Annotated in this window: 13 protein-coding genes; 10 read left to right on the top strand and 3 right to left on the bottom strand. The window is 71.1% G+C overall.

Annotated features, from left to right (window positions below; all coding sequences use genetic code 11):
• Positions 1-398 precede the first annotated feature (398 nt).
• The 7 genes from L3X23_RS34380 (at position 399) to L3X23_RS36485 (ending at position 12,703) form a co-directional block, all read left to right on the top strand.
• Positions 399-1,913 (top strand): sugar transferase, encoded by a 1,515-nt coding sequence (locus L3X23_RS34380; protein ID WP_374204974.1) that lies wholly within the window; start codon positions 399-401, stop codon positions 1,911-1,913.
• Between the two features lie 75 nt (positions 1,914-1,988).
• Positions 1,989-2,453 carry an adenylyltransferase/cytidyltransferase family protein gene (locus L3X23_RS34375; RefSeq protein WP_255734054.1) on the top strand — a complete coding sequence of 155 codons (465 nt, stop codon included), beginning with the start codon at positions 1,989-1,991 and terminating at the stop codon, positions 2,451-2,453.
• Positions 2,454-2,527: 74 nt separating this feature from the next.
• Positions 2,528-3,094, top strand: coding sequence for a hypothetical protein (locus L3X23_RS34370; protein WP_237197879.1), 567 nt, complete (start codon positions 2,528-2,530; stop codon positions 3,092-3,094).
• A 245-nt stretch (positions 3,095-3,339) separates the two neighbouring features.
• Positions 3,340-8,769 (top strand): LamG domain-containing protein, encoded by a 5,430-nt coding sequence (locus L3X23_RS34365; RefSeq protein ID WP_237197876.1) that lies wholly within the window; start codon positions 3,340-3,342, stop codon positions 8,767-8,769.
• 105 nt (positions 8,770-8,874) lie between these two features.
• Positions 8,875-10,137, top strand: coding sequence for a hypothetical protein (locus L3X23_RS34360; RefSeq protein ID WP_237197874.1), 1,263 nt, complete (start codon positions 8,875-8,877; stop codon positions 10,135-10,137).
• Positions 10,134-11,228 (top strand): polysaccharide pyruvyl transferase family protein, encoded by a 1,095-nt coding sequence (locus tag L3X23_RS34355; protein WP_237197873.1) that lies wholly within the window; start codon positions 10,134-10,136, stop codon positions 11,226-11,228. Before L3X23_RS34360 ends, L3X23_RS34355 begins: the two co-directional genes overlap by 4 nt.
• Positions 11,225-12,703 carry a lipopolysaccharide biosynthesis protein gene (locus L3X23_RS36485; RefSeq protein ID WP_237197871.1) on the top strand — a complete coding sequence of 493 codons (1,479 nt, stop codon included), beginning with the start codon at positions 11,225-11,227 and terminating at the stop codon, positions 12,701-12,703. The genes L3X23_RS34355 and L3X23_RS36485 overlap by 4 nt, the downstream gene beginning before the upstream one ends.
• Positions 12,704-12,717: 14 nt before the next feature.
• Here L3X23_RS36485 and L3X23_RS34345 read toward each other — a convergent pair whose 3' ends face one another.
• Positions 12,718-13,929, bottom strand: coding sequence for a Coenzyme F420 hydrogenase/dehydrogenase, beta subunit C-terminal domain (locus L3X23_RS34345; RefSeq protein WP_237197869.1), 1,212 nt, complete (start codon positions 13,927-13,929; stop codon positions 12,718-12,720).
• Positions 13,926-15,428, bottom strand: coding sequence for a polysaccharide biosynthesis tyrosine autokinase (locus L3X23_RS34340; protein WP_237197867.1), 1,503 nt, complete (start codon positions 15,426-15,428; stop codon positions 13,926-13,928). The genes L3X23_RS34345 and L3X23_RS34340 overlap by 4 nt, the downstream gene beginning before the upstream one ends.
• A gap of 127 nt (positions 15,429-15,555) precedes the next feature.
• On the opposite strand from L3X23_RS34340, the gene L3X23_RS34335 reads away from it, so the two are divergent.
• From L3X23_RS34335 to L3X23_RS34325, 3 genes are all read left to right on the top strand, one after another.
• Positions 15,556-16,713 carry a glycosyltransferase family 4 protein gene (locus tag L3X23_RS34335; protein ID WP_237197865.1) on the top strand — a complete coding sequence of 386 codons (1,158 nt, stop codon included), beginning with the start codon at positions 15,556-15,558 and terminating at the stop codon, positions 16,711-16,713.
• A 63-nt stretch (positions 16,714-16,776) separates the two neighbouring features.
• Positions 16,777-17,550, top strand: a complete 774-nt coding sequence (locus L3X23_RS34330) for a CDP-alcohol phosphatidyltransferase family protein (RefSeq protein WP_237197862.1) — start codon at positions 16,777-16,779, stop codon at positions 17,548-17,550.
• Positions 17,551-17,568: 18 nt separating this feature from the next.
• Positions 17,569-18,690, top strand: a complete 1,122-nt coding sequence (locus L3X23_RS34325) for a DUF1972 domain-containing protein (protein ID WP_237197859.1) — start codon at positions 17,569-17,571, stop codon at positions 18,688-18,690.
• A 60-nt stretch (positions 18,691-18,750) separates the two neighbouring features.
• Here L3X23_RS34325 and L3X23_RS34320 read toward each other — a convergent pair whose 3' ends face one another.
• Complete coding sequence (locus L3X23_RS34320) at positions 18,751-22,023, bottom strand: LamG-like jellyroll fold domain-containing protein (RefSeq protein ID WP_237197857.1); 3,273 nt, start codon at positions 22,021-22,023, stop codon at positions 18,751-18,753.
• Between the last annotated feature and the right edge of the window lie 58 nt (positions 22,024-22,081).

Raw genomic sequence — 22,081 nt, 5'->3', positions numbered from 1 at the left:
CGACCCGGAGGCGATTCGCCCGATTCTAGGGCGACAGCGGAGCCATCCGTCAGACATCGGTTCGAATATCAACAAGTTTGGACGGCCGAGGTGTCACGATTCACCTCACCCCTGCGATAGCACCTCCGAGGCGAGCGCGACAACGGCCGGCGAGGGCATCGAACCTCACCTCGCGGTGACCCACGCCGCAGCCCGTCTCACTCGAATGAGTGACAGGTCCCTCACTTGGCGTCGTCAGCGTTCCTCACTCGTTTGGCTACACGCAACCAGTGGTCCCCCAGACGGTAACGCGTTCCCCCGTCTGCGCGACTCTTTCTCAGGAACTCATCAACCCTTGGTAACCCCCACGCGGGATGCGTTCCCCCACAACCGGTCACCCCGAAGCCAGAAGGACAACGATGAGCTCAGAGCCCGCGGTCGACGGGTCACCCCTACCCGTCCCCGGTCCTCGACTCTCTCTCAGCGGCGCCCGCGCGGCTGCGCGCGTCACCCCACGGGCGGGCGGGTCACGCCCCGCGTGGATCCGGCGCTATCGGTCCGCCGTCATCGTCGTGGACGTCGCGTCGGTGGCGCTCGTGGTCGGAGCCGGGTGGCTGCTCGGCTACCGCCACACCATCGGCTGGCTCGGTGAGCCCGCCGTCCAGTCCGCACCCGCGGCCGCGGGTCTGAGCCTCCTCTTCCTCTGGCTGATGCGCGCGTGGGACCCGTCGGTCCTCGGCTACGGGGCCGAGGAGTTCCGCCGAGTCGTCCGCGCGCTGGCCGTCGCCGCCGTGGTGCTCGGGCTCACCGGACTCGCCCTCGAGAGCGTGAGCGTCCGCCCCTGGGTGTTCGGCCTGATGCCGGCCACCGCCGCACTGGCGACGCTCGGCCGTTGGCTCGTCCGCAAGCGGCTGCACCGCCTCCGCCGCGAAGGGTCCTGCACACTTCCGCTCCTGGCGGTCGGGTCTCCCGACTCGGTCGAGGAGCTCATCCGGCGGACACGACGTGACGTCCACCAGGGATGGACCGTGGTCGCCGCCTGCACCCCGACAGGCACCGGACCGGACGGTTCGCCGTTCATCGCCGGTGTACCGGTGGTGGGTGACCTCGACTCGGTCAGCAGTGCCGTCCAGCAACAGGGACCGGCCGTCGTGTCGGTCAGCGCGGCCCCCGGCTTCACCGGCACCCGCCTCCACCGGCTGGCCTGGGACCTGGAGGACGCGGGCGCCGAGCTCGTGGTCGACCCCGGACTGATGGAGATCGCGGGCCCGCGGCTGCACGTCGCCCCGGTAGACGGCCAGCCCTTCCTCCGGCTCACCAAGCCGACCCTCAACGGTGTGGCCCGTGCGGTGAAGAGCACCATCGACCGCATCGGAGCGGGGGTCCTGCTGGTACTCCTCGCGCCCGTCCTCGTCGTCGCCGCGGCCGCGGTCAAGCTCGACGGCGGACCGGTTTTCTACCGACAGCGACGAGTCGGTCACCGAGGCCATCACTTCAATATGATCAAGTTCCGATCGATGGTCGTGGACGCGGACGCCCAGGTCGACGCGCTCCTCGCGGCCAACGAAGGTTCTGGTCCGCTGTTCAAGATGCGGACCGACCCCCGCGTCACCCGCGTGGGCCGAACACTCCGCCGCTACTCGATCGACGAGCTACCCCAGCTGCTCAACGTGCTGACGGGCTCCATGTCCCTGGTCGGGCCGCGACCTCCGCTTCCCCGCGAGATCACGAACTACAGCCGGGGCGCGAGCCGGAAATTCCTCGTGAAACCCGGACTCACGGGCCTGTGGCAGGTGAGTGGGCGCAGCAACCTGTCCTGGGAGGAGTCTGTCCGACTCGACCTGCGGTACGTGGAGAACTGGAGTCTCACCCAGGACGCGGTGATTCTCTGGAAGACCTTCGGTGCCGTTTTCTCCAAGACCGGCGCCTACTGATCCACCCCATTCTCCCGCATCCGCCCCAATGCCGGCGGCGGCCGATAGTCGAATTGGAAACAGGAGTAACCGGCCATGCGAATCGGCTACGCCCCCGGCGTGTACGACATGTTCCACATCGGCCATCTCAACATCTTGCGGCAGGCTGCCGCCCGCTGTGACCGGCTCGTGGCCGGCGTCGTGTCGGACGAGATGGCGCTGGCGGCGAAGGGCAGGCTGCCGGTCATCCCGCTCGAGGAGCGACTCCAGATCGTGGACGCCATCGACTGCGTCGACGCGGTGTGGTCGGAGACGGTCGCCGACAAGCTGGAGACGTGGCGCGAGGTGCGCTTCGACATCCTGTTCAAAGGCGACGACTGGCGAGGCACCCCGAAGGGTCGCAAGCTCGAGGCGGATTTCGCCGTGGTGGGCGTGGAGGTCGTCTACTTCCCTTACACGCTGCACACGTCGAGTTCCATCCTGCGGACCGCACTCGAGAACGCCACACGGCCCACGATCTCCCAGATCGCCTCGGCCACGGCCGCCCCGGGCGATCGCTGATCGGACGGCCCCACTACGGTGTCTTCCAATCGGCGCAGTTCAGAGCACCGGCGCCCGGACATCTGGAGGACTCGATGACCCGCCGTGCACGCGCCGCGATGGTGACCACGCTGCTCGCGGCCCTCGCACTCTGCGCCGCCTGCACCGGCGCCGACGAGCCCAGCCCGCAGACCAGCGATGCGCCGACCGCACTCACCGTGACCCCCGGACCGGCCCCCGCGCCCGGCGCCACCGGGGCTCCCACGGTGGGCGTGAACTCGCTGGCGCCGGTCCCGGTCTCCCAGGGGTCCGACTTCGGCAACGGCCTCGTCGCCACCGTGACGAAGATCGACGACTCCGCCCGGCTCGAGGCCAACGGCCCGGGTGACGTGGCGGGGCCGGCCGCGATCGTGACGGTGCAGGTCCGCAACGACACCCCGGACACCGTCGACCTCACCGGTGTCACGGTCACCGCGACGGCGGACGGTGCCCCGTCCACACCGTCGTCCTCGGACCCCGCCGCGCCCTTGGCCGGATCGCTCCCGAATGGCGAGAGCCGAGACGGTGTCTACGTTTTCCGAGTGTCCGACCAGGATGCTGCCCGACTGCTCGTCGAGATTTCCTGGAACGGCTCACCCAACGTGGTTCTCGTGCAGCGCTGAGTCATTTTCGCCGGCGCTCCGGCCCGACTTCCCGGCGCACCCGCCGACACCTTCTCGGCGCACGGTTCTCATCAGCACTGATGATTGCCCCGCACACCGGCCGGAGCACGTAACATACGAGGTCACCACAACGAAACAGCGGACAGTTCACTCCTGAGAGCAAACGGGGTCCGCCGATGTTTCGATCACCCGCCACTCGCCGCACGCGGTGGTTAGTGGGTCTCCTGACCGCTGCAGTCGCAGTGGTGGGTCTACCGGCGCTCGCCGCGCCTGCGTACGCGGACACCGCACCGCCCCCGGCCACACCGCCGACGACGCCGACCGTTGCGGCCGACTCCCTCCCGACCGTGCAGATCAACGGTGTGGTGTGGGACCAGGTCACGGTCGGTAACACGGTGTACGCGACTGGCCGGTTCACCTCGGCACGTCCGGCAGGCTCCGCGGCCGGCTCGAACGAGACCGCGCGGTCGAACATCCTGGCGTTCAACCTCAGCACCGGCGCACTCATCACCTCCTGGGCGCCGTCGCTCAACGCGCAGGGCCTCACGATCGCCGCATCGGCCGACGGGTCGACCATCTACGTGGGCGGCGACTTCACCCAGGTCTCCGGTACCACCCGCTCCAGGATCGCGGCGCTCGACGCCGCCACGGGCGCTGTGAAGGCGTTCAACCCCGTCGCGGGAACGACGGTCCGCGCCATCGCGGTCGACGGGAGCACCGTCTACGTCGGTGGCGGATTCGCCTCGATGGGCGGGCAGGCCCGCACCAAGATCGCCGCGGTCGACGCGACGAGCGGCGCGGTCAAGCCGTGGGCCCCGTACGTGGACGCCGACGTGCTGGCGCTGACGGTTCCCGCGGGCAAGGGCACCGTGGTCGCCGGCGGTCGCTTCCAGTTCGCGGGCGCGTCCGCGGCACAGAACCAGGAGGTCGACGGCCTTGGCGTCTTCTCGACGTCGACCGCGGCGCTCCAGCCCTGGGCCGCCTACGGCATCTTCCCGAACTACGGCCCGCGGTCCGCGATCTGGTCGCTGACCTCGGACGCCTCCCAGGTGTACGGCACCGCGTACGATTTCGGCGGTCCGGCGGGCGACCCCTTCGAGGGCACCTTCGCCGTGGACGCCGCGACCGGCACGGTCAACGCCGTCCTCGGCTGCAAGGGCGACACCTACGACACCTTCCCCGTCAACGGCGTCCTGTACTCCACGGGCCACCCGCACAACTGCGAGATGGTCGGCGGTCACCCGCAGACCGAGCCGTGGACCTACCAGCGCGCACTGGCTACGACTCTCGGCCCGGCCGCGGACGGCCGCGTCAACACCTACGGTCGCTACCAGGGCTACAAGGCACCGGAGATCCTCCAGTGGCTGCCGACCTACCCACCGGGCACCTTCACCGGCCAGGGCCAGGCAGGCTGGTCGGTCACCGGCAACAGCCAGTACGTGGCGGTCGGCGGCGAGTTCCCCTCCGTCAACGGCGTGGCACAGCAGGGCCTCTCCCGGTTCGCGATCTCCTCGATCGCCCCGAACAAGGAGGGCCCGCAGGCGAACACCTCGACCACACTGAAGCCGACGCTGGTCTCCCTGGCCCCCGGAACGGCCCGCATCTCGTGGCAGGCCGCCTGGGACCGGGACAACAAGCGGCTCACCTATGAGGTCCTGCGCGGAAGCACGGTGGCCAACTCCACGGTGCTGACGACCCTCACCGCGGACTCGAACTGGTGGAACCGTCCACAGCTCAGCTTCACCGACACCACGGCCCCCGCGGGCACGCAGAACTATCGCATCCGCGTGAAGGACGCCTTCAACAACACGATCGTCTCCAACCTCACCGCCTTCACCGTCGACAACACCCCGACCGCGCCGAGCCCGTACGGCGACGCGGTGCGCGCGGACGCCCCCACCAGCTACTGGCGCCTGGGTGAGACGAGCGGGACCACCGGCTACGACTGGATCGCCGCCGCCGACCTCACCGTCGACGGTTCGGCCACCCGCAACGTCACGGGCCCGCTGCCGGACGGCAACAACGCGACGGGCTTCTCCGGCACCGCCGCCGTTCCCGCGGCCATGAGCGGCACGCCGATCGCCGGGCCGCAGACCTTCACGGTCGAGGCGTGGATCAACACGACCTCCACGGCGGGCGGCAAGATCGTCGGCTTCGGCAACAGCAACACCGGCGACAGCGGTAGCTACGACCGGCACCTCTACATGGGTGGTGACGGCAAGGTCTACTTCGGTGTCTACCCGAACTTCGCGGCGGTCGTGCAGTCCGCCAAGGCGCTGAACGACGGCCAGTGGCACCACCTCGTCGGAACCCTCGGCCCGGCGGGTCAGGCGCTCTACGTGGACGGCAAGCGCGCCGGCTCGCGGACGGACGTCACGGCCGCGCAGGCCTACAGCGGCTACTGGCGGGTCGGCGGGGACAACTTCGGCGGCTGGCCGGGGTCGACGGGCAACAACAAATTCGTCGGAGCCATCGACGAGGTGGCGGTCTACCCGAACGCGCTGTCGTTCGACCAGGTCCAGGCGCACTACATCGCGTCGGGCCGCACCCTCGCCGGGGCCGCCGCGCCCACCGACGCCTACGGCGCGGCGATCTACGCCGCGCAGCCGAGCGCCTACTGGCGGCTCGGGGACACCGGCACGACGATGACCGACACCTCCCGCGACCAGACCGGGATCGGCACCTACTACAACGGCCCCGTCCAGGGTGCGACGGGCGTGCCCGGCATGCCGGGTACGGCGGTCCGGTTCACCGGCCAGGGCAGCGTCGGAGCCTCCTCGGACGAGCCGGTCAACAACCCGACCACCTACTCCGAGGAGCTGTGGTTCAACACCACGACGACGGTGGGCGGCAAGCTCATCGGCTTCGGAAACGAGCGGTCGGGCAACAGCTCGGGCTACGACCGCCACGTGTGGATGATGAACGACGGGCGCCTGGTCTTCGGCACCTGGACGGGCCAGACGAACACCGCCGAGTCGCCGGTGGGCACGGCCTACAACGACGGCGCCTGGCACCACATGGTGGCGACGCAGGGTACCGACGGCATGAAGCTGTACGTCGACGGCGCGCTGGTGGCCACGAACCCTCAGACCGCGGCCCAGGACTACTCGGGCTACTGGCGCCTGGGCGGTGACGTCGTCTGGTACGGCGCGAACAGCTTCTACTTCGACGGGACGCTCGACGAGGCCGCCGTCTACCCGACGGTCCTCACCCCGGCTCAGGTGCTCGACCACTACACCAAGGGTGGCGGCGTGGTGAACCAGGCCCCGGTGGCCGCGTTCACGTCGACGACCGCCGAGCTCACGGCGGACCTCGACGCCTCGACGTCGACGGACGACGGCACCATCGCGTCCTACGCCTGGAACTTCGGCGACGGCGCCACGGGTACCGGTCAGACGGCGAGCCACCCGTATGCGGCGGCCGGCACCTACGACGTCACGCTCACCGTGACCGATGACAAGGGCCTGACCAACTCCGTGACCCGCCAGGTCACGGTGGCGGCGAACCTGCCGCCGACGGCCGCATTCACCGCCACGACCGACGGCCTCGAGGTGAACGTCGACGGGAGCGGTTCCATCGACCCCGACGGCACCATCGCGTCCTACGCCTGGGACTTCGGCGACGGCGGCACCGCCACCGGCGTCACGGCGACGCACACCTACGGGGCCGCCGGCACGTTCACGATCAACCTGACCGTGACCGACGACAAGGGACGTACCCACACCCAGCCCAACGAGGTCACCGTGACGCCGAACAACGCCGCCCCGGTGGCCGCGTTCACCACGGCGGTGACCGACCTGTCGGTCGCGGTGGACGGCACCGGCTCCAGCGACGCGGACGGCACCATCGCCACCTGGGCCTGGCAGTTCGGCGACGGCGGCACCGCCACCACGCCGACCGCGACCCACGCCTACGCCGCCGCCGGCAGCTACCAGGTCACCCTGACCGTCACCGACGACAAGGGCGCGAGCACATCGCTCACGAAGACCGTCACGGCGACGGCGGCGAACGTCGCCCCGACCGCGGCCTTCGCGGCCGGCTCGACGAACCTCACCGCGTCGTTCGACGCGAGCGAGTCCAGCGACCCGGACGGCACGATCGCCTCCTACGCCTGGAACTTCGGAGACGGCACCCCGGCCGGCACCGGGAAGACCCCGACGCACGCCTACGCGGCGGGCGGCACCTACCAGGTCACGCTCACGGTCACCGACGACAAGGGCGCAAGCGGCACCCTGACCAAGGCGATCACCGTCGCTCCGGCCAACCAGGCACCCACCGCGGCGTTCGACTACACCAAGGCCGGCCTCGCGGCGAACTTCGACGCCACGGCGTCCGCCGACCCGGACGGCACCATCGTCTCCTACGCCTGGGACTACGGGGACAACAGCCCCGCGGGTACCGGGGCGACGAGCAGCCACACCTACGCGGCCGCCGGGGCCTACACGGTCACCCTGACCGTGACCGACGACAAGGGCGCCACCGGGACGGTGTCGACCTCAGTCACCGTCGCGGCGCCGAACCAGCCGCCGGTCTCGGCGTTCACCTACCAGGCCACCAACTTGTCGGTGGCGTTCGACGGCAGCACGTCCTCGGACGCGGAGGGCCCCATCGCCTCCTACGCGTGGGACTTCGGCGACACCGGGGTGGGGGCCACGGCGACCCCGACCCACGTTTACGCACAGCCCGGCACCTACCAGGTCGAGCTGACCGTGACCGACGGCGCGGGGGCGACGGCGACGGCGACCCGGTCCGTGACCGTCGCGGCCGCGAACCAGCCGCCAACGGCCTCCTTCACCGCGGTGGTGACGGACCTGAGGGCGACGTTCAACGCCACGAACTCCACGGACCCGGACGGCACCATCACCGGGTACGCCTGGCAGTTCGGTGACAACACCACGGGTACCGGCACGAGCGTCGAGCACACTTACGCGACGCCGGGCACCTACACCGCCACGCTGACGGTGACCGACAACGGTGGGGCCACCGCCACCACCACGCGTCAGGTCACGGTCACCGCTCCGGCCCCGACGGCGTACGCGACCGACACGTTCTCCAGGACGGTCACCGGCGGTTTCGGGTCGGCCGACACCGGCGGGGCGTGGACGCTCTCGGCGGCTGGGACGAGCTACTCGGTGTCGGGCGGGACGGGCAAGATCAGCGTGGCGGCGTCCAAGCAGCTCGCCGCTTACCTGAACGGGGTCTCGCAGAGCGACACCGAGCTCACCGCGACGGTCAGTGTGGACAAGGTCCAGACGTCGAACGGCACGACGGTGAGCCTCATCGGCCGCAAGGTCGGCAACGACGACTACCGGGCCAAGCTTCGGTTCGCGTCGAACGGAACGCTCGTCCTGAACGTCTCCAAGGTCGTCGGTGGGACGGAGACCCAGCTCGGAGGCACCGTCACCGTGCCGGGCACGACGTTCACCGCCGGGACCCCCATCAAGATCAAGGTCCAGGTGACCGGGACCGGGACGACCACCGTCTCGGCGAAGGCCTGGGCTGCGGCGGCGGCGGCGGAGCCTGCGGCGTGGCAGCTGACCGTGACGGACACGGCGACCTCGCTGCAGGCACCGGGCTCCGTCGGGGTCATGGGGTACCTGTCGGGCTCGGCGACCAACGGCCCGATCGTGGTCTCGGTCGACGACCTGACCGCCCGCAGGCCGGCGGGGCTGTGACGGAGACCTGAGCCGGACGACCGCAGGGCCCGTTCCCCGGAACGGGCCCTGCGGTTACCGTCTTCCAGGGCAGGACAGGGATGAGGGAAGGAGCTTCGGGCTCTCGTGAGCATGACTCTGCTCGTCGTCGCGTTGGCGGCGGCGGGACTGGCCGCCATCGCGTGGATGCTCATCCCGGACAAGAAGGTCTTCGTGGCCGTGGGCTGGTTCGCCTCGGTCTGCCTCGTGCCCGTCTGGTTCGGTGTCTCCGTCGTCGTCTACGTGATGCCGGCGGTGCTTGCGGGGGCCCTGGTTCTCGGCACGCTGCTGCTGATGCAGCCCCGCCGGACGATGGTGTGGACACCGGTCGACCTGGGGGCCGCCGCGTTCTTCGGCTGTTGCCTCCTGCCGGCGCTCGTGGGGAGCACGACCCGGAGCGTCTTCTTCATCCTGGTCAGCGAGTGGCTGCTGGGCTTCGCCGTCGGCCGGATCATGCCGGACAAGCTCGGCCCGGACCGGGTGGCGCGCATCTGCTCCTGGGTCTTCGGCCTGGTCGCCGCGCTGGCTCTGGTGGAGTTCGTCACCGGCTGGAACCCCTGGGTCGGGCTCGCCCGGGCCAACGCGTCCTACGAGCTCTGGGGAGTGCTGCAGGAGCGCGGCGGCATCCTCCGGGCGGAGGGTGCGTTCGGGCACTCCATCGCCATGAGCTGTTGTATCGCCCTCGCCATCCCGATCATGCTCGGCTCTGGCCTCCGCGACCGGACGAAGGCGTTGCTGCTCGCGCTCGCGTGCGCGGGGACGGTCGTGTCCTTCAGCCGGGCCGGGATGCTGTGCACCGCGCTCGCCGTGGTGCTGATGTTCGTCTTCCACCGCCGCTCGCTCGGCTGGTCGCTGAAGGCGGTGGTGCCGATCTGCGCGGCGGGCGCGGGCATCGCCGTGATCCCCTACGTCGCCTCGATCTTCACCGCGGCGGGGAGCGAGGCCACCGGCAGCTCCGCCTACCGCGGCGAGCTGTACGGCCTGATCGCGGACATGGCCCCGCTCGGTCTGTCCCCGCTCCGGGAGACCTCGGCGGAGGGCGACATCACCTACGGCGGTTTCGAGTCCATCGACAACGCGCTCGTCCTGTTGGGCCTGCGGTACGGCTGGATCCCCGCGCTCATCCTGGCCGTGCTAATCGTCGTCGCCGCCGGTGTGGTGCTCGCCCGGAAGGCCACGCCGGCCACGATCTCCATCGTGGCGTCGGTCCCGGCCCTGCTCAGCGTCGCCTTCATCACCCAGTACGGGATCTTCTTCTTCTTCGTCGCCGGTCTGGCGGCGCACAGCTGGGCACCCCGCCGACGTCGTGCCGCGACCCGTTCCTCCTCACGTCCGGAGATCACGGCATGACCGACGGTCCCACCCCACGCGTCCTGGTGCTCTGGGCCGACGGGCACTCGACCAACCTCGGTGTCCAGGTCCTCGCCGAGGGCACGGCCGAGCTCGTCCGCCGGGTCGCCCCCGGCGCGGAGATCGTTCACCAGAACTACGGGAGCCGGATCCCCGAGCTGCCGATCGGGTCCGTGCGGTCGCTGATGCGCGAGCGCGTCACCGGCAAGCGGGGGATGCAGGCCTGGCTGGGCGGCTTCGACCTGGTGATCGACACCCGTGCCGGTGACTCGTTCGCCGACATCTACGGCTTGCGCAGGCTCCTGGTGATGTCTCTGGTGGGAGAGTTCGCCGCCCAGGCGGGCACCGCCGTGGTCCTGGGCCCGCAGACCATCGGGCCGTTCCGGTCGTCGCGGGCGAAGGTTCTCGCCCGCCGCTCGCTGCGCCGCGCGGCCCTCACCGTCGCGCGGGACAGCGCGAGCGAGACCTACGCCGTCCGGCTCGGTGTACCCGCGACGCTGCGGTCGTCGGACGTGGTGTTCGCGTTGCCCGTACCGACGGTCGAGCGCCGCCACGACGTCCTGCTGAACGTGTCGGGGCTCCTCTGGCGGGAGAACCCGCACGTCGACCACCGCCGCTACCGCCGGGTGCTCGCCGACCTGGTCCGCGGGCTCGACGACGCCGGACGGCGGGTCTCCCTCCTCGCGCACGTGATCGACTCCCCCGACCCGGACAACGACGTACCCGCGGTACGGGAGTTCGCATCGACGACGGCCCGGGACGCGGAGATCGTCGTGCCCGGGGACCTGGCCGCGGCGCGCGCCGCGGTGGCGTCGGCGGCGGTCGTCGTCGCCTCGCGGATGCACGCGAGTCTCAACGCCTTGTCCGTCGGGACGCCGGCCGTCTCGCTCGCCTACTCCCGCAAGTTCCGCCCCCTCTTCGCCGATCTGGGCTGGGACGCGACGGTCGACCTGCGAGACGAGACCGACCCCGTCCCCGGAGTGCTGCGCCTGCTCGGGGACCCGGGCCTCGCGGACCGGGTGCCCGAGGTGCTCGATCGCGCGCGGGCCTCACTCGGTCCGGTCGAGGCCGCGCTCGGGAAGCTGCTGTGAGCGCGGAGGCCGACCGCTCGACCGAAGATCTCGGAGGCCGCGCAGCGCGCGGCGCCGCGGTCACCGCGATCGGCCAGGCCTGTCGGATCCTGGTGCAGGTCGGCTCCGTCGTCGTGCTCGCGAGGCTGCTGAGCCCGCACGACTACGGCCTGTTCGCCATGGTCATGACGCTGGCTGGGATCGCCGAGATCTTTCGGGACTTCGGTCTGTCGTCGGCGGCGATCCAGACCCCGAACCTCAGCCGCGGCCAGCGCGACAACCTCTTCTGGCTCAACTCGGCGATCGGCCTCGGGCTGTCCGTCCTCGTGTTCCTGGCCGCGCCACTCGTGGCCGCGGTGTACGGCCCACCCGAGCTCGTCGGCCTGGCCCACCTGGTCTCGACGGTGTTCCTGATCAACGGGCTCGCCACGCAGCACCGCGCCAGCCTGAGCCGCGACCTGCGGTTCCGTGCACTCGCGGTGATCGACGTCGTCGCACCCGCACTCGCCCTCGGAGTGGGTGTCCTGTGCGCACTCGCCGGTCTGGGCTACTGGTCGCTGGCCTTCCAGCAGATCGCCCAAGCGGTGATCCTGCTCGTCCTCCTAGTCGCGACGGCCCGCTGGCTGCCCGGGCTCCCCAAGCGCGACGCGCCGACCGGCCACCTCGTGCGGTTCGGCACCAACATGGTCGCGAGCCAGATCCTCGGCTACATCGGGAACAACGCGGACTCCGTCCTCATCGGGCTCCGTTTCGGCACCGTCCCGGTGGGTCTCTACAACCGTGCCTTCCAGCTGCTCATGACACCGCTCAACCAGCTGCGGACGCCGATCACCAACGTCGCGGTCCCCGTGCTGTCACGGATCCAGGAGGACCAGCAACGCTTCTCCGAGTTCATCTACCGGGGGCAGGTCGCCCTCGGCTACACGCTCGTCGCCGCACTCGGCGTGGTGATCAGTGCCGCGGGCCCGATCACGGTGATCTTCCTGGGCTGGCAGTGGACCTCGATCACGCCCATCCTGGCCCTGCTCGCCGTCGCCGCGGTGTTCCAGACGCTGGCGTTCGTGGGTTACTGGGTGTACGTCTCGCGCGGTCTCACCGGGGTGCTGTTCCGCTACACCTTCATCAGCGTCGGCATCAAGATCACCTGTGTGCTGGTCGGCTCGCTCTGGGGAGTCGTCGGGGTCGCCGCGGGCTACGCGGTCGCGCCGATCCTTGCCTGGCCGGTCTCGTTGTGGTGGGTGTCCCGGCACACGCCGGTCCCCGTGCGCAGGCTGGTGCTGGGAGTTCTGCGGATCTCGGCACTCACCGGCGCGGCCGCAGTCGTCGCCTACCTCGTCGTACGGCTCTGCGCCCCGGCGGGGCCCTGGGCCCAGCTCGGCGCGGACGTCGGCGTCACGATCACGTGCTATGCCCTGGCCGCCGCCGTCCTGCGGCCTGTTCGGCGGGACCTGACCGACGTCCTCGCCATGATCCGGATGGTCCGCCGCAGAGCCTGAGGTGCGGGGTCCTGTCAGTGGCGGGCCCGGTGGTAGGAGCCGCGCGCGAACTCGAGCGCACGGCGCGGGCTGCGCAGTGCCCGACCCACCAGGCCGTAGCCCGTGATCCGCGGGACCGCCCGCCCCGCCAGCCGACGCCCGACCAGCCGGCCGAGCAGCGTGGTGCGGCGGAGCCTCTGGAAGGGCTGGATCCCCGCGACGGCGTCCGGGGTCGCCGGCTCGAGCACGATCACCCCGGCCGCCTGCGCCTCGAGCAGGACCGCCGCCCCGCGCGGGGTCCTGGCGATCACCGCGGACCGGCCCTCCCCGTCGGCGAAGACCGGGTAGCCGTGCTCGTCCGCCTGCCAGAAGTCCCCCACGGCGACGTCCGCGTGTTCGCCCGTGCCGTCCGGACAGATCCGGCAGCGGTCCTGGAGAGCCCGGCCGAGGTGCGCTCCCCACGACTCGTCGTAGGACAACCGCCCACCACGCCCGACGCCGTCCGCGACTCGGAACTCCCCGGGCCAGCCGTCGCCGCGATAGGCGAGCTCGGTGACCGACGCCGGGTCGGCGCCGAGCAGCCGAACCAGCGAGTCTGTGGCCCTCTGCGACGGGACACCGGCGCAGAAGAAGGAGAGGAGCAGAGGCGGCGCCTCACCTGCGAGCCTGCGCGCCGCGTCGGCCTCGCACGGCTTCGCGACGATCATCGGCAGCAGTCTGCGCCCCGGGATGCCGCCCAAGGCCGAGGCCGGAGCGTACCGCGAGCCTGCCGATCCCCGGACCTCCGCCGCCGAGGTGGCGACGGTGATCACCGTGCCGGTCGGGGGGTCCACACTGCGCCGGGCGACGGTCGTCGCCGGCATCCGACCGGTCTCGACCAGCCACGCGGCAAGGGCCGTGAGGACTCCCCCGCTGCTGCCTCTCCGCTGGATATCGGGGTCCTTCGCCCAGCCGACGTACACCTCGACATAGGGCCCGAGGACGGGATGGACTCGGCGGCCGGACGCCCTCGGCGCCCGCACCCGCACCCCGGGGCACGTCTCCTTGAACCGGCCACGGATGGCGCGACCGTCCGGACCGTCGGCCACGCTGACCGGCCGGACGAAGCCTTCTTCGCCGAGCCGCATCTCGAGACCCGGATCGAGGAACGTGCACGCTCCGCAGCCCGAGCAGTTGCCGTTGTCCACGACCTGCCGGACAGCTCGGCGAAGTGGCGTGTCCGTGGTGGTGCGGACCGCCCCGGTCATCGCGCCGCGGCGCGCTTCTTGAAGGGCGCCTTGACCAGCGTCGCCTTCGGAGCGGGCTCCTCGGCCTCCGGCTCCTCGTCGACGGTGACCGCGACCGGCTCCTCGACCGGCTCCTCGGGCTCCGGCTGGGGCTCGGGCACGCGAGTCCCGTAGTACGACCCGTAATGCGAGTAGGCCGAGCCCTGGTGGCCGCCCGTCATCGTCAGGATCGTGCCCAGGATGCGGGCCGACACCGAGTCGAGGGCCTGCTTGGCGACGACGAGCTGCGCCGACGTGGTCTTCCCCGCCCGGCAGACCAGGACGGCGCCGTCGGTGGCGGGGGCGATGGCGGCGGCGTCGGTGACCGGGAGGAGCGGGGGCGCGTCGATGATCACCATGTCGTAGCGGTTGCGCACCTGCATCAGCAGCTTGCGCATCTGCTGGGACGCCAGCAGCTCGCTGGGGTTGGCCGGTAGCGGGCCGCTGGCGAGGATGTCGAGGTTCTTGTCGCCCCAGGACTGGACCGCCTGCTCGACCGAGGCGATACGCCCCGAGAGCACACTGGTCAGCCCGATCGCGCCTTCGATGCCGAAGAGGACGTCCTGGCGGGGTCGTCGGAGGTCCGCGTCAATCACCAACACGCTCATGTTCGCGGCGGCGAGGGTCAGGGCCAGGTTGGCCGTGGTGACGGACTTGCCCTCGGACTGCACCGAGCTGGTGACCAGGACGACCTTGGGCGGCGAGTCGACGTCCGAGAACTGCAGGTTGGTGCGGATCTGGCGGAACGCCTCGGCGCGCGGCGACCGGGGATCGTCCGCCACGATGAGCGGCCGCTCGGACGCGTTCGGGTCCTTGGCCACCGACCCGAGCGTGGGTAGCGAGGTGGCCGCGTGCAGCTGGGACGGGCGCTTCACCGTGTTGTCCAGTGTGTTCCGCAGCAGCGCCGTCGCCACCCCGAGGATGAGGCCGAGCGCGAGCCCGGGGAGCAAGGTCTTCAGGAGGCCGGCCGACGAGGGCGCCTCCGAGGGGACGGCCCGCTCCACGACCCGGATGGCCACCGGCGCCGGGGCCTGCGGGTCCGTCGGACGCTCGAGGTCGGCGACCAGCCGGCCGAAGACGTCGGCCGTCGCGTTCGCGATCGCCGCCGCCTCCACCGGATCGGTGTCGGTCACGGCGACGTCGATGACCACGGAGTCGGTCGCGCTGCTGGCGGAGATCTGGCCCGCGAGCTGCTTGGGCGTGGCGTCCAGGCCGAGCTGGGAGATCACCGCGCTGGTGACCCTGGTGCTGTTGACCAGACCGGTGTAGGACTTGACGCGCTGGGTCGAGAGCTGGGCGCCCTGGAAGGCGGCCTGCGGCGTGTCACCCGTCTGCGACGACACGTACATCGAGACCGTGGAGGTGTACTCGGCGGGCCGCGTGGCGAAGTACGTCGCCGCCGAGACCACGCAGATCACCACGCTGAGGGCGACGAACAGCCACCGTTCGCGCATGATCTTGAGGAACTCGCGAAGAGTCACCCTTACACTCCCACCCCGTCGTCGACGAACACTCAGTGAAATGTTCGCGCCGACGGGCCCATCCGCTACATCGTCCGCCCCGGAGACCGATGATCTCCGACACACGGCTCCCTGACCTGGAGGTTCCATGCCCGCGGCCGGTGCGCTCGGACGACCACGTGTCCTCGTCGTCCATCCGTCGGCCGAGCTGTACGGGTCGGACCGGGTCGCGTTGGAGACGGTGCGCGCGCTCGTCGAGGCCGGTGCAACGGTCGAGGTCGTGCTGGCCGGAGACGGCCCGCTCGCCATCGAGCTGGCCGCGGTCGGTGTCCGCGTGTCGGTCGTGCCGCTCCCGGTGCTGCGCAAGTCCGTCCTCACACCGCGGGGTATCCTCGGTTTCGTCGGTGGCACGCTGCGCTGGACGCCACGGGCGATCTCGCGGCTCCGGGCGACCCGTCCCGCGGTCGTCTACGTCAGCACGGTCACGATGCCCTGGTGGCTCGTCCTCGCCCGGCTGGTCGGCGCGCGCCCCGTGTGTCACGTACACGAGGCCGAGGAGGACGTGCCGTGCCCTGTGCGCTGGGGACTCGCCGCGCCGCTCCTCGCGGCGGCATCGGTCATCGCGAACAGTGCCCGCAGCGCCGAGGTCGTGGGCCGCGCGATCCCGAGGCTCGAACGTCGCACCCGAGTGGTCTACAACGGTGTCCCGGGACCAGATCATGTCACCGCGCCGCGTGAGTCCCTCGACGGTCCGGTGCGGCTCGTGCTCATCGGCAGGCTGTCCCCCAGGAAGGGCACGGACGTCGCCGTCCAGGCCCTGGCCGAGCTCGTCAACCGCGGCCGGGATGTCACGCTCGACCTCGTCGGCGGGGCGTTCACCGGGTACGAGTGGTTCGTCGACCAGGTCCGGGCCGCGGCGACGGACGCAGGCGTCGCCGACCGCGTGCGGTGGCGCGGCGAGCTGCCCGACGTGTGGCAGGCACTGGCCGAGGCGGACGTCGCTCTGGTGCCGTCCCGGGTCGAGCCGTTCGGCAACGCCGCCGTCGAGGCCCTCCTGGCGGGCAGGCCCGTCGTCGCGGGTGACACGCAGGGCCTGCGTGAGATCGTCCGGCCCGGGGTCAACGGTGAGCTGGTCACCCCGGGCGACGCAGCCTCGCTCGCCGACGCCGTGGAACGGATCGTCGAGGACTGGCCCACGGCCCTCGAACGGACCGTCACCGCTCGCGAGGCCGCGGAACGGGACTTCGCGCCTCCGCGCTATCGCCGGGACGTGGTGGCGATCATCACCGAAGTCGCTGATCGGTAACGTCAGGTCGCCGTCGGCCGACCCTGGCGATGACGTGGCACCGGTGACCAGATGAGGCGAAGCATGACGAGTCCGCACGCGGTAGCGACGCCGAGCCCTCCGTCGTCGAGCATGCGCGAGACCCTGCGGCGGCTGCGTTCGGCCCAGAAGCCGCCTGCGACCGGCTCCCCGGCGTACTCCCGGTTCGTCAACCGCCGGATCGGCCGGGTCCTGGCCGCGGCCTCCTTCCATCTCGGGCTCACGCCCAACCAGGTCACCGCCATCAGCGCGGCGTTCTCCGCGGCCGCGATCGCCGCGATGGCGCTGGCGCCGCCGCACCCGCTGACCGCACTGCTCATCGCGATCGGTCTGCTCCTCGGATACGCCTTCGACTCCGCGGACGGGCAGCTCGCCCGCCTGCGTGGAGGGGGCACGCCCGCGGGCGAGTGGCTCGATCATGTGGTCGACAGCGTGAAGGCGGCCGCCCTCCACCTCGCGGTGCTCATCGGTTGGTTCCGCTTCTGGGACGCCACCCAGGCCTCGCCGGCGCTGCTCCTGCTGCCGATCGGTTTCACCCTGGTCTCGGCCGTGTTCTTCTTCGTGCAGATCCTCACCGACCAGCTGCGCCGCTCCCGACCCGACCGCGCACCGAAACCCGCCGACGCGAGCCTCAAGGCGGTCCTGCGCTCCGTGGCGGTGGCACCCACCGACTACGGCCTGCTCTGCGTGTTGTTCGTCCTCTTCGCCTGGCCGCCGGTGTTCGCCGTGGCGTACACCCTCATGCTGGCCGGCACCGTCCTGTTCCTCCTCGCGGCCCTGCCGAAGTGGTACCGCGAGATGGCGGCACTCGCCCGCTGACCCACCGAGAGGTCGACCATGCGCATCGCGATGATCGGTACCCGCGGCGTCCCGGCCCGCTACGGTGGCTTCGAGACCGCGGTGGAGGAGATCGGCGCGCGGCTGGTGGAGATGGGCCACGAGGTGGTCGTGTACTGCCGCGGCGAGGACGACAGCCAGTCCTACCTCGGCATGAGTCGGGTCCGGTTACCCGCCCTGAAGCACCCGGTCATGGAGACGCTCAGCCACACCGCACTGTCCGTGCTGCACCTGCTGCGGCGTCGCACCGACGTCGCGGTCGTGTTCAACGCGGCCAACTCCCCGCTGCTGCCCCTCGTCCGAGCTGCCCGCATCCCGGTTGCGGTCCACGTGGACGGACTGGAGTGGAAGCGAGCGAAGTGGGGCCCGAACGGACGGCGCTACTACCTCGCGAACGAGCGGCTCGCCGTACTCCTGGCGGACGAGCTGATCTCGGACGCCGTGGGAATCCAGGACTACTACCGCGGCCGCTACCGCACGGAGAGCGTGTTCCTGCCCTACGGTGCGCCGATCGTCGCGCAGCCGGCACTGGACCGGTTGTCCGAGCTCGACCTCGAGCCGGGTGGCTACCACCTCGTCGTGGCGCGGATGGAGCCCGAGAACCACGTGGACGTGGCGATCGAGGGTTACCGGTCTAGCGGGTCGACCAAGCCACTGGTCGTCGTGGGATCCGTGCCGTACCCGAGCGAGCACGAGCGGCTGGTCAAGGAGCGCGCCGCGACCGACCCGCGGGTCCGGCTGCTGGGCGGTCTCTGGGACCAGGAGCTCCTCGACGCGCTGTACGCGGGGGCGGCGAGCTACGTGCACGGCCACTCGGTGGGCGGCACCAACCCGTCCCTGCTGCGGGCGATGGGCGCGGGAGCGACGGTGTCCGCCTGGGACGTCGACTTCAACCGCGAGGTTCTCGGCGAGAGCGGCCGCTACTTCGACGGCCCGGCGGCCCTCGGGCGCCTGGTCGACGAGGTGGACACGAACCCGGACGCCGCGGCCGAGCGCGGCGAGCTCGCTCGGGCCCGCGCCGCGGGCCGGTACCGGTGGGACGAGGTGGCCAAGGGCTACGAGCAGCTCTGCGAGGAGCTCCATGCCCGCACCCGCACTCGTCGCATCCGCCGCCGCGCCTGAACAAACAGCCACGCACAGAGGAGCCGCACGCCCGCATCGGGCGTGCGGCTCCTCTGTGTACTACGGGGCGGCGCTACTGACGGCGGACACGTCGTCCACCGCGAGCACGAGCGGCCCGTTGGTCGAGGAGCCGGACAGGTAGAACTGCAGACCCACCCCGCCCGCGGCCTGGAGGACCGGGGTGGTGTCGGTGGTCGTGAGGTTCCAGGCTCCCGGCTCGGCGTCGACGGCCTTCCAGAGCTTCGCCTGCAGGGTCGTGGTGCCGTTGCCGGTGAGGCGAAAGGTCATGCGGACCTTCTCCCCCGGTGCGCCGGTGAGCCCCGGGATCGTCACCGCGCCCCCGATCAGCGTCTCGGTGCCGCCGACGAGCCGCGCGAACTGAGCGGAGACTGCGCCGGTGGCGAGGTAGCGGACCTTGACGCGGTAGTCGTTCGACGCGTCCACGCGGCGCCCCTGCAGCGTGACGTACGACCCGCCGCCCGTCTGGACCTTGTCCATGTCCACTGTGGCCGAGAACTGGACGTCCTGCTGACCGATGGTCAGGAACGCCGAGCGGGTCGACCCGGCGACGGTCTGCATTCTCCCGACACCGTCCGCCACGGAGTAGTTGGCCGGGCCTGCGCCGATCGTCCACGGCCCGCCCACGTCCGCGCTGCCCCAGCCGCTCGCCACGGTGCGCGCGAAGGGGTCGGTGGCGAAGGCGCCCTGCGGGGCGGCCGTGACCGTGACCGGCTTGACGATCACGTTTGTGGCCGCGTCGTCGTCGGTGACGGTGAGGGTGACCTGGTAGGTGCCCGCCGCCGCGTAGGTCCGCGACGCGGTGACCCCGGAGCCGGTGGACCCGTCCCCGAAGTTCCAGGCGTAGGACGCGATCGTCCCGTCCGGGTCGGTGGACGTGGATGCGTCGACGTTCGCGGTCAGCCCCGCCGTGGTCGAGGTGAACGCCGCCGTCGGGGCCACGTTCGCCGGGGTTCCGGCGGCCGCCTGGAAGTGCGCGGACACCCGCGCGGCGGACAGCGCGGCCGGATAGACCGCGACGTCGTCGACGGCGCCGTTCAGGCTCGCCGAGGTCGGCCTGCTCGGCCAGCTCGTGAGGTTGTCGCCGCCGATCCGCCAGTGCCCGTTGTAGGCCTGTGCGGCGGTGACGTCCGCGCGCGCCGCGACCTGTTGTCCGTCGACGTAGAGCACCATGCCCTGCGCGCTCAGCGTGCCCACGACGTGGTGCCACTGGCCGTTGTTGATCGCGCCCGGGCTCTCGATCACGGTGCGGGAGCCGGGGTTCACACCGAACAGCACCTTGCCCGCGTTGGTCAGGTACAGGTGCCGGTCGTTGCTCGAGCTGCTGCCGGTGGCGCTGTTGCCGAACCCGACGATCTTTCCGCCGGACGTGCTCGTGGTCCGGACCCACGCCTCCACCGAGAAGGTCTGCGGCCCCGCCGTGGCGGTGCCGGTGGTCGAGGCGGGGACCGTGGCGTTGCCCGGGAACGTGGTCGCCGTGGTGCCGTCGCCGACGGCACCCGCGGTTCCTCGGGTCGCGCCGGCGGCCAGGGTCAGGTCGCGGCTGCCGACCCAGTCGAAGCCCGTGGTGCCCGATGCCTCGCCGAGCCGCCAGTAGTTTGTCGGCCCGTCGGCACGCACGGCATCGAGGTAGACGCTGCTCGCGCCGGTGCCCTCGACCGTGAACGTCGTGAGGTTCGAGACGACGGCGTTGGCGAGCGGGTCCTTGACCCGGACCCGGTAGGTCTGCGACCCGGCGGGTGCGTTGGAGTCCGTGAAGCTGAGCTGGGGCCGGTTCCACCAGGTGGAGTCAGCAGTCAGCGTTCCGACCACCGTGGCCGAGCCGACGTTCGCGCCGCGCAGGATCTCGTAGGTGAGCCGCTTGTTGTCACGGTCCCACGCCGCCTGCCACGTCAGCCGCGCGGTGCCCGGTCCGACCGAGCTGATCACAGGCTTGAGGTTGGTGGAGGCGTTGGCCTGCGGGCCCTCCTTGTTCGGGGCGACCGAGGAGATCGCGAACCGGGAGAGACCCTGCTGGGCGATGCCGTTCACGGTGGGGAACTCCCCACCGACCACGATGTACTGGCTGTTGCCCGTGACGGACCAGCCCGCCTGGCCCTGGCCCGTGAAGGTGCCCGAGTTGTAGGTCGGAAGCCAGTGCAGCAGCTCCGGAGCGCGGTACGCGGCGTAGGGGCCGTAGGTGTTCTTGCGCCCGTCCGCCGCCGCGGTCAGCGTGGTGGCCATGGCCCGCTGGTAGGTCCACGGGTTCTCCTGCGGATGGCCCTGGATCATCCCGCAGTCGTGTGGATGGCCGACCGTGTAGAGCACGCCGTTGACCGGGAACGACGAGTAGGTGTCGCCCTTGCAGGCGGCCACCCAGTTCACCGCGCCCGTGCCGAGGTCCGCTCCGAAGCTGCCTTCGAACGGACTGCCACCGCCGAAGTCGTACGCGGTGCCGAAGACCTGGCCGCCAGAGGAGGACAGGGAGTAGATCGCGGACTTGGGCCCATAGTTCGGGAACACGCCGTAGGCCGCCCACGGCTGCACCGCGGCGGTGTCCGCCGCGAAGACCGCCAGGCCCTTCACGTCCTGGTTCTGCGTCGACGACACACCCGCGTAGCGGAACCGGCCCCCCGCGACGACCCGGTTGGTGCCGGGCGGAACGGTCAGCGCGTAGACGTCCGAGTCCAGATAGGGCGCGAACGGTCGCAGGGCGCCGGTGGTGCCGTCGACTGCCGCGATCCGGGTCCGGGGCTGGCCGCCCATCGAGGAGAAGCCACCGCCGACGTAGACGGTGTTCCCCTCGACATCGATGGCCCGGACCGTAGTGCCCGCGATGGCGTTGAACGACTTGACCGCCCCGGTGGTCGCGTCGAGGGCCGCGATCCGTGAGCGGGTGGTGCCGGACACCTGGGTGAAGTCGCCGCCGACGTAGATCGTCGACCCGTCCTCGGAGGCGTCGATCGTGAGGCCCGGCGCATTCAGCGTCGGCGCCCAGCTCGTGACGAGCGCGCCGGTCGACAACGTGTAGGCGAGGAGGTTCGCGCGGGGTGTCTCGTTGGTTCCCGCGGCCGATCCGGCCGGTCGGGCCGCGGTGAAGTCCCCCGTCGCGTAGACGGTGTTGCCGACCACGACCTGGTCCCAGACCACGCCGTTCATCTGCACCGTCGGCAGTGCGTCCGCGGCGACCGTGGTCGTCGTCGGCGGGTTCGCGGGCGGCGGCGCCGTGTCGGCCGCGGCGGTGCCGATCCCCGCGAACGGCAGGCCGAGAACTGCGACCCCGACCGCCGTCAACGCGGCCGTCACCTTGGCCCGGCGTGTGGCCGTGCGCCCCATCGTGTCCCTCCGATTACTCCGGTTGCTGGACGGATCGCGAGAAGCCACGACGTCGTTA

The sequence above is a fragment of the Pseudonocardia sp. WMMC193 genome, from assembly GCF_021728735.1.
Lineage (GTDB): Bacteria > Actinomycetota > Actinomycetes > Mycobacteriales > Pseudonocardiaceae > Pseudonocardia > Pseudonocardia oroxyli.
The sequence above is the reverse complement of the archived record's forward strand: the minus strand, read 5'-3'. Positions and strand labels throughout refer to the sequence as shown.

Excerpts from the sequence above, each read along its gene's own strand:
- L3X23_RS34380 (WP_374204974.1), top strand. The coding sequence starts at position 399 with ATGAGCTCAGAGCCCGCGGTCGACGGGTCACCCCTACCCGTCCCCGGT.
- L3X23_RS34375 (WP_255734054.1), top strand. The coding sequence starts at position 1,989 with ATGCGAATCGGCTACGCCCCCGGCGTGTACGACATGTTCCACATCGGC.
- L3X23_RS34370 (WP_237197879.1), top strand. The coding sequence starts at position 2,528 with ATGACCCGCCGTGCACGCGCCGCGATGGTGACCACGCTGCTCGCGGCC.
- L3X23_RS34355 (WP_237197873.1), top strand. The coding sequence starts at position 10,134 with ATGACCGACGGTCCCACCCCACGCGTCCTGGTGCTCTGGGCCGACGGG.
- L3X23_RS34345 (WP_237197869.1), bottom strand. The coding sequence starts at position 13,929 with ATGACCGGGGCGGTCCGCACCACCACGGACACGCCACTTCGCCGAGCT.
- L3X23_RS34335 (WP_237197865.1), top strand. The coding sequence starts at position 15,556 with ATGCCCGCGGCCGGTGCGCTCGGACGACCACGTGTCCTCGTCGTCCAT.
- L3X23_RS34330 (WP_237197862.1), top strand. The coding sequence starts at position 16,777 with ATGACGAGTCCGCACGCGGTAGCGACGCCGAGCCCTCCGTCGTCGAGC.
- L3X23_RS34325 (WP_237197859.1), top strand. The coding sequence starts at position 17,569 with ATGCGCATCGCGATGATCGGTACCCGCGGCGTCCCGGCCCGCTACGGT.
- L3X23_RS34320 (WP_237197857.1), bottom strand. The coding sequence starts at position 22,023 with ATGGGGCGCACGGCCACACGCCGGGCCAAGGTGACGGCCGCGTTGACG.